The 7,921-nt window shown below is 59.0% G+C and carries 8 protein-coding genes and 1 pseudogene; 5 read left to right on the forward strand and 4 right to left on the reverse strand.

Features of this window, described 5'->3' with window-relative positions:
- Window positions 1–499 precede the first annotated feature (499 nt).
- Both H4Q31_RS11860 and H4Q31_RS21360 read right to left on the reverse strand, forming a co-directional pair.
- Window positions 500–880, reverse strand: a complete 381-nt coding sequence (locus H4Q31_RS11860; protein WP_376698242.1) for a VOC family protein — start codon at window positions 878–880, stop codon at window positions 500–502.
- Between the two features lie 153 nt (window positions 881–1,033).
- A pseudogene (locus H4Q31_RS21360) lies at window positions 1,034–1,456 on the reverse strand (effector binding domain-containing protein); the annotation flags it as partial.
- Window positions 1,457–1,718: 262 nt separating this feature from the next.
- Here H4Q31_RS21360 and H4Q31_RS11865 point away from each other — a divergent pair.
- Window positions 1,719–2,579 (forward strand): GNAT family N-acetyltransferase, encoded by an 861-nt coding sequence (locus H4Q31_RS11865; protein WP_185179294.1) that lies wholly within the window; start codon window positions 1,719–1,721, stop codon window positions 2,577–2,579.
- A 78-nt stretch (window positions 2,580–2,657) separates the two neighbouring features.
- Here H4Q31_RS11865 and H4Q31_RS11870 read toward each other — a convergent pair whose 3' ends face one another.
- A complete protein-coding gene (locus H4Q31_RS11870; protein ID WP_185179295.1) occupies window positions 2,658–3,668 on the reverse strand; it encodes a DUF2804 domain-containing protein in 1,011 nt (336 codons plus the stop codon).
- 171 nt (window positions 3,669–3,839) lie between these two features.
- Between H4Q31_RS11870 and H4Q31_RS11875 the strand changes: the two genes are divergently transcribed.
- From H4Q31_RS11875 to H4Q31_RS11890, 4 genes are all read left to right on the forward strand, one after another.
- Entirely contained in the window at window positions 3,840–5,078 is a 1,239-nt protein-coding gene (locus H4Q31_RS11875) for a winged helix-turn-helix domain-containing protein (protein ID WP_185179296.1), read from the forward strand.
- 136 nt (window positions 5,079–5,214) lie between these two features.
- Window positions 5,215–5,991, forward strand: a complete 777-nt coding sequence (locus tag H4Q31_RS11880) for an amino acid ABC transporter substrate-binding protein (protein WP_185179297.1) — start codon at window positions 5,215–5,217, stop codon at window positions 5,989–5,991.
- Between the two features lie 27 nt (window positions 5,992–6,018).
- Window positions 6,019–6,687 carry an amino acid ABC transporter permease gene (locus tag H4Q31_RS11885; protein WP_185179298.1) on the forward strand — a complete coding sequence of 223 codons (669 nt, stop codon included), beginning with the start codon at window positions 6,019–6,021 and terminating at the stop codon, window positions 6,685–6,687.
- Between the two features lie 28 nt (window positions 6,688–6,715).
- Window positions 6,716–7,459: an amino acid ABC transporter ATP-binding protein gene (locus H4Q31_RS11890; protein WP_185179299.1), complete on the forward strand. Its 744-nt coding sequence runs from the start codon at window positions 6,716–6,718 to the stop codon at window positions 7,457–7,459.
- Window positions 7,460–7,543: 84 nt separating this feature from the next.
- Here the strand turns inward: H4Q31_RS11890 and H4Q31_RS11895 are convergent.
- Window positions 7,544–7,921: hypothetical protein (locus H4Q31_RS11895; protein WP_221626823.1), on the reverse strand; the 378-nt coding region annotated here is incomplete at its 5' end.

The raw sequence follows: 7,921 nt of genomic DNA on the forward strand, positions 1-7,921 counted from the left end.
ATGCCCCGCTTCCTGTCCGATCGTCGGGTGGGAGGCGGGGTATTGTGCGTTGCCGGGCGGCGGAGATCAAGAGGAGCGAGATCGGAATGAGTTATGAGACCGAGCATGAGCGATGGTTGGACGTGCATCTGCGGCGCAGAGGCGGAGAACGCCTCGACGCCTTGAAGCGCGGTCATGGGGTTCGGCAATCGGCTGTTCATCGAGCAGGTGTGGCGGCCGATGGTCGGACATTTCCGCGGACTGCATCCGGAGTATGAAGTGAAGGACTGGCGAGGGAGATCCTACTTCGTCGACTTCATGTGGATCGTCGGTACGTCTCGCATTGCCTTCGAGATTATGGACTACGGATCGCATGGCACGGACCGGACCAAGTACCGGATGGATCTGAACCGCGGCCTCTTCCTGCAGACACAAGGCTGCGCGCTATACTACATCTCGCTGGATTTAAATATAATGCATATTGCCGCTAACCTAGGGGAGCGCGCGGGCTGCGGCAGCCTCACTCCCGGCAGATCATCAGCTTGTTGCCGTCCGGGTCCTTCACGACGAACCAGTGATCATGCTCGATCTCCGTCACGAGCTCGGCGCCGAGCTCTCGCATGTACGCCAATGACCCTTGCAGGTCATCGGTCATTAGCATGAAGGCCGGCGTCTCAATGGACGGCGCGCCGCCCGGCTCCTGGCCGCCCCACTTCGGCATCGTGTCCAGTATGATGCCGACTCCTTCCATCGGCAGCGGGCACAAGTGGCCGCCAATGATCTCGCAATCCGCCTCGTTCAGCCCCAGTACCCGGCAATACCAGCTGCGCGACTTCTCGATGTCACGCACCGGGACGAAGATGTTGCCCGCCTTGTTCCGGATTGGGCTGTTGCGCTTCACTGCGGATGCCTCCGGAACCGTCACAATCGGCAGGGAATACCGGGCGAAGCCGCAGCCTTCGCCTTCATAATCATACCGCTCGCATATCACATATTTGCGGTCCCCAGCGTCTACCTGAAGGCCATTGCCCTGTACGTATTGATCGACGGCGCGGCTTGCGGCGTCGAAGTTCCCGTCCTTATTCGCGACGACCACACATTGCTGCGGCGGCAGCGTTGTCTTGAAGTACCACTCGGGAATGCCATCGAAGGAATCCACTTCTACGCAGAGGATGTAAGTGTGCCGGTCTGCATGGCGCTGCGTCGGTGATGCCGGCCAGATCCCATAATGAATGAACGGATTCTTCACGCAATCGAAGTGCTTCGTCGAGGACAGCAGCCCTTCCTTCGCATGCCGATACTTGCCGCCCATATCGTTCAGGCTGATGCAAGGTATGCCAATCAGCTTCATCTCGCCATGCTCCACTACTTGAGGGGTCATCTCTTCCATGAATCTCGCCTCGCTTCTTGGATATTGTCGCTGCAGCCACAAGCTGCGGCTTGCAGCATCCGAGCTCGCTGTACCGATTCGCATCATTCATCTCGGTCGCCCGTCTTTCCTCGTCCCAATTCTTTTTATAATAGCAGGAAGCCTTGACTAGTAAGCTCAAAATAATCTTAATATGTATGGCCGTACTTCCAAGATCATAACCATTCGCACCATCGATATGTTACAGTCTAAAGTATCATGTCTGGAGGCGATACAATGGCGATCATGACGAACGGACCCATTCTAGGAAGGACAGCGCCTACCGGTCCATAAACTGCGTGTTTCCTTCCGAACGAAGGTGCTTCTAGATATGTCCATTAATAAGATTATACCGATGATTTATCATTCCGAGGAACACATCGCTGCCATCCTTCAACTGGAGCGAGAATGCACGCAGCTGGATCCCATTCCTTACAACGCGGGGATCGAGCATCTGGCCAAGAAGAATGGCGACTTCGGGATCCTCTATTACCATGGTGACAAGCTGGCCGGCCTGCTGAGCTGGCATTCATCCGACGGGATCGTCGGGAATGTCAATGCAAGGGTTCATCCGCATTATCGTCGTCAAGGCGTCTTCCGCAGCATGCTGCAGCGGGCTCAAGAGGATATGAAGGCTTTCGGCATCCGAAGCCATAACTATCGGATTCCCAAGGATTCAGAGGCCGGGATTGCCGCCGCGAAGTCTCTCGGAGCCGTCTATGACCACTCGGAGTTCCAGTTGGTGCTTAATTCGGCCTTATTCCAAGGCTTGTCCAATTCCGAATTAAGCCTGTTCCCCGAGCGGCCTGAGGATTTGGAGTTCGAGGTCGCTTGCATGTCACAGGCTTTCGGGGATTCCGAGAGCTGGGTTCGCGAATATTTGGCCGGAACGGCGGATCCGGCCCGCACGACCTATATCGCTTGGAGGAACCACGAGCGCGTCGGCATGATCCGAGTGAATGTCTTGAACCGGCAGAAGGCGATCCTCCATGACTTCTGCATCCTGCCTTCCTGCCAAGGGCAGCGGCTTGGAACCCAAGCACTGGTGAAGACCGTTGAATGCTTACTGCATGAATCGTATACCTATATTCGGCTAAGCGTCGTCACGGACAACGAGCGGGCTCTGAATCTATACCGCAAGATCGGCTTTGAGATCTCTGCCATGAATCTATTCTATATGGGGACATTGTAAGCAAGTCGGTTAGTGCATAAGGCGCTAGCACTGCAGAGAAGCCGAGTCTCTCCTGGAGAGGCTCGGCTTCTGAACTAGCTACAACCGCGCCTTCATGCTCTCGCAGACGCCGTGAACGCCATCGAACTTATACTCGCCTTGGGCGCCGCGCAACGTCCCCCGGTAGTGCCCGAACAGCTGGAAGTAATCGATCGCGAAGAGGCCCAGCTGATGCTTCACCTGCTTGCGCCCCTCGGGCTCGAAGACAACGTCAAGCCGTCCGTCGCGCGAATGGATACGCCATGGCGCGAGCGGATCGTCCGACTCCGGTTCGAACGCGATGTCGGCGAGCGGCTCGCACGCAGTCGGCGTCCAGATGCACGACTCCTCTTCCTCGCCCGGCATCGACGGCCGTTCGGCGAAGTCCGCCCCCGCCAGCCCGCCGCTCGTGCGCAGGGCGAACGTCCCCCACACCCAGCTCGTTCGGTATGGGAGGAACGACTTATGCTCGTCGAGAATGGCCAGGTCCCGTTCAGGGTCGAAAATGATCTCTTCGCCGCCGACGCGCAGAGCGCCGGAGACCGAATAGATCACTTTGTGCGTATACATCCGGCCGCCCGGCAGCCGGGAGCTGACCGACAGCGGCAGCGATGCTCGGCTCGCGTCGAGGGTCAGCTCTCCTTGGAACGCCGGAGCCTTGTCGGTCGCGGCGATATCGAACCGCAGGACATGCCGGGTTCCGTCATTCGCGAAGTCATATGTAATCCGATAGCCGCGCTTCTCGAACGCGCACCGGCTGCCGAACAGCTCGTCCGGCAGCGCCAGCGAGCCGCCCCGTCCGTTCGCGGCGTGCTGATGGAGCGCTCCGCTGCGGCGGTTGTACGCGTAGATCTCCGAGCTGGCTAAGTACTGCGCATCCTGCATAATCAGCGAGGAGTACCAGTCCGGGTGGATAAGCGTGAAGCCGACCCATTCCTTGAGCCGCAGGCCGCGCAAGGCGCGTGCGATGCCGACGAATTCGTCTCTTGGGTTGACGATCGGGCGCGTGGAGAATCGGCCGTAGCGGCGAACGCCATTCTCGACAAGACTTGTTGGGTTATGATTGGCCATAGGAGCCCCCTCTCTCGTGTAAGCGCTAACACAATTGATACAACTAACAATACGGGCGGGAAGCCTCGTGTGTCAAGCGGGCCCTGCACCGCTGGATATCGCATCCAACTCTAGCAATGATATAATCATCCTAATTCTTCTATACATCTGCTCAGCAGAGGGGGCCATCTGATGCAACGAACTAATCAACCGCCGCTCGTCATCAGTCAAGCGGACGCCAGACGGCTGGCGATCACGAGCCAGCATCTCGCCGCTCCGCGATTGGAGGCGAACGAGGCGAATTTGATGAAGGTGCTGCGGTCGCTGCGCTACTTGCAGTTGGACCCGGTCAGCGCGGCGGCGCCAAGCCACGAGCTGGTACTATGGAGCCGGCTTGGGCCCGGAGCCGTGCCGCTCTTGGACGAGCTATTATGGCGCGACCGGAAGCTGTTCGAGTACTGGGTCTACGCCGCAGCGATCGTCCTCACCGAAGACTATCCGATGCACAGGGCATCGATGGAAGCTTACGGGCATCCCCGGATGGCGTCGTGGATGGAGGTCAATCGGCCGCTCCATGAACATATTGTGGAGCTTCTACAGCAGAAGGGCTCGGTGCCGACGGGCGGGTTCGAGGATCGGGCCGTCGTCCCTTGGGAGTCTTCCGGCTGGACGGCCGGGCGCAACGTGGAACGCATGCTGCAGTTCTTGTGGAGGAGAGGCGAAGTGATGGTGGCGGGACGCACCGCGAACCAGCGGCTCTGGTCGTTAACGGATGCGTACTTGCCGTTGGATACCGACCGCACGGCGCTTTCGAGGGATCAGGCGATCAAGGCCGGCGTTGAGCTTTCGGTACGCGCTCTCGGCGTGGCCAGCGAAGCTGACGTGAAGCAGTACTTCTACCGCATGCAATCGAAGCTGCCTATACGCGCGTCGCTCGAGCAGCTGCAGCAGGACAGCAAGTTGATTCAGGTCGAGATGCAGGACGCTCCTTCGCAGCAGCCCTTCTACATTCACATCGAAGCTCTTGAATTAATCGAAGCGATTCAAGCCGGCAACTGGGAGGGACGCACGACGCTGCTGTCGCCATTCGACAACCTGATCAGCGACCGGGATCGCACCGAGCGGCTGTGGGGCTTCTTCTTCCGCAATGAGATGTACGTCCCCAAGGCGAAGCGAGAGTACGGCTACTATCTAATGCCGATCCTGCATGGCGACCAACTGGTCGGGCGGATCGCCCCCCGCGTCGACCGCCGCCGCCAAGTTCTCTTCATTGAAGGGCTCTATCTAGAGCCAACAGTGAAGCCGGATGCCGGTCTGTATCGCGCGGTTACTGCTCAGATCGCCGACCTCGCGGCCTACGCCGGCGCCAATGCGGTCGAGTACGCCGGTCCGATGCCGGACGCTTGGCGCGCCAAGCTGGTTCGGGCATGATCCTGCGGATGCGGCGGGTGCACGAAGTCGGGCGTGATCCTGCCGATTCGGCCGCTGACGAATGAGATCTGGCATCCCCTTCCATACTAAGCTTGTGTACAGGCGGCTATAGAGAGGCGAAGGGGTAATTAACATCATGAGAAGAACGGCGGGTTTAGGATTAACGCTATTGACCGTTGCCGCTCTGGCGTTGGCCGGGTGCGGCAACCAGACGGATAACAATACAGCGGAGAACGGCGGCAAGCTGCGCATCGGCACGGAAGGTACGTACGCACCGTTCACTTATCATGACGAGAACGGCAAGCTGACTGGCTTCGACGTAGAGATCGCCGCGGAAGTCAGCAAGCGTATGGGCCTCCAGCCGGAGTTCGTCGAGACGGCATGGGACGGGATGATCGCGGGCTTGGATGCCGGGCGGTTCGATACGATTTTCAACGAGGTATCAGTGACGGATGAACGCAAGGAGAAGTATGACTTCTCCGACCCGTACATCGTGTCCAAAGCGGTATTGATCGTGAAGGAGAACAATACCGACATCACGAAGCTGGCCGATCTCAAGGGCAAGAAGTCCGCGCAATCGCTGACCAGCAATCTGGGGCAGATCGCGAAGGCGAATGGGGCCGAGATCGTCGGGGTGGAAGGCTTCAACCAGTCGATCGAGCTGCTCCTCTCCGGCCGCGTGGATGCAACCGTTAACGACAGTTTATCTTACTTCGATTACAAGAAGCAGCAACCCGACGCGCCGATCAAAATGGTGGATGAGGCGTCAGACGCTTCGCAAAGCGCAGCCCTCTTCAAGAAAGGCAACGACGAGCTGGTGCAGGCCGTGAACCAAGCGCTGGCCGATATGAAGCAAGACGGCACTTACCTGAAGATCTCTCAGAAATATTTTGGAGCCGACGTATCCCAATAAGATCTTGCAGCGAAGGAAGTAACCCTTATGAGCGATCGTCAGATCCAAATCGTGCTCGATTCCCTCTGGCCCCTGCTGAGAGCAGGGGTCCTCTACACCATTCCGTTGACCTTGATCTCCTTCGTCCTGGGATTAATTCTGGCGATCATCGCTGCGGTGATCCGGCTGTACGCTTGGAAGCCGCTGCAGGCGGTCGCCCAGTTCTACGTATGGATCATTCGGGGAACGCCGCTGCTCGTGCAATTATTCATTGTTTTCTACGGGCTGCCTAGCATTGGAGTCACGCTCGACCCGCTCCCTTCCGCGATCATCGGGTTCTCGCTCAGCGTGGGCGCCTATGGCTCCGAGATCGTGCGCGCATCCATCCAGTCCATTCCGAAGGGGCAGTGGGAAGCCGCCTACTCCATCGGGATGACGAGATTGCAGGCGCTTAGAAGAATCATTCTGCCGCAGGCGGCGCGAGTCTCCGTCCCTCCGCTCGGCAATTCGTTCATCAGCCTGGTGAAGGATACTTCTCTGGCGGCATCCATCCTCTACTTGGAGATGTTCCGCAAAGGGCAGGAGATCGTCGCCCGAACGTACGAGCCTCTGCTGATCTATTGCGAGGTCGCGGTCATCTATTTGGCATTCAGCACCGTGCTGTCGGCGTTGCAGCATATGGCGGAGAGACGTTTGGGCCGTTCGTCGGCCGCCTAAGGGCTACGGACTAAGGGGGGCGTCAATCTTGATTCAAGTTCGCGGTCTGCATAAGGCGTTCGGAGAGCAGCAGGTGCTGGGCGGGATCGGCCTGGAGCTGCCCAAAGGCAAGGTGCTGGTCATTATCGGCCCGTCGGGCTCCGGCAAGACGACGCTGCTTCGCTGCCTGAATCTATTGGAGATTCCGGATCAGGGTTCGCTGCGGATCGGCGGCGTGTCGCTGCAATTCCAATCGGGCGCCAGGCCGTCTGCGCGAGAGGTGCTGAGCCTGCGGAAGCAGACGGGGATGGTGTTCCAATCGTTCAATCTGTTCCCGCATATGACCGCGCTCGGCAATGTCGTCGAGGCACAGGTCACGGTGCAGAAGAAGAGCAAGGCTGAAGCGCGGCGGCGCGCGCTCGAGCTGCTGGAGAAGGTTGGCTTGGCGGACAAGGCCCGCTCCTATCCGCACAATCTCTCCGGCGGCCAACAGCAGCGGGTGGCGATCGCCCGCGCGATGGCGCTCGACCCGGAGGTGCTGCTGTTCGACGAGCCGACGTCCGCGCTCGATCCGGAGCTGGTCGGCGAAGTGCTGAAGGTCATCAAGCAGCTCGCGTCCGAAGGCATGACGATGGTCATCGTCACGCACCTGATGAAGTTCGCCGCCGAAGTGGCGGATCAGGTCGTTCTGATGGACAAGGGCGTTATCGTGGAGGAAGGAACGCCGGAGGAAGTATTCCAGCATCCCAAGAGCGAGCGCGCGGTGCAGTTCCTGAACATGCTGGCGGATTAGGCGGCTGGCAACCGCGAGCCGGCTGTGCGGGGTATTGCGGTATGCCGGGGAGGCTGGCAGGCTGATGTCGTCTGCAGTTGCCCCTCACAATAGGGAACGGGAAGTGGGCTGAAGCAGCAAGACTTCCTCCGGCCTGTTCAACACTCCTCTTAGATGGCCGGTGATCTCCTTGCGCTTCGGCGATTGGGCGACTTCGCTCGAGAACCGTTCGTAGGCAGACCTGTCCGCGAAGCGCATGAACCAGACGAACACATCCTCGCCGCGCACCGGCAGTGGGGGGAAGCTGTTCTCGCTATGCTCCTTGGCATAGTCCCCCAATACCTTGGCACCGCAGGAGAGGAGCTCGGGCAACAGCACCTTTTCGAAAAAAAACGCTTGTCTCGTCCGTGCCCACGTGCTCATCCAGATACCAGACGGTCGCCGCGCGGGCTGGGCCGTGAACAAGGCACTTATTGTGCCTTG

Source organism: Cohnella lubricantis, assembly GCF_014212015.1.
GTDB classification, from domain to species: domain Bacteria; phylum Bacillota; class Bacilli; order Paenibacillales; family Paenibacillaceae; genus Cohnella; species Cohnella lubricantis.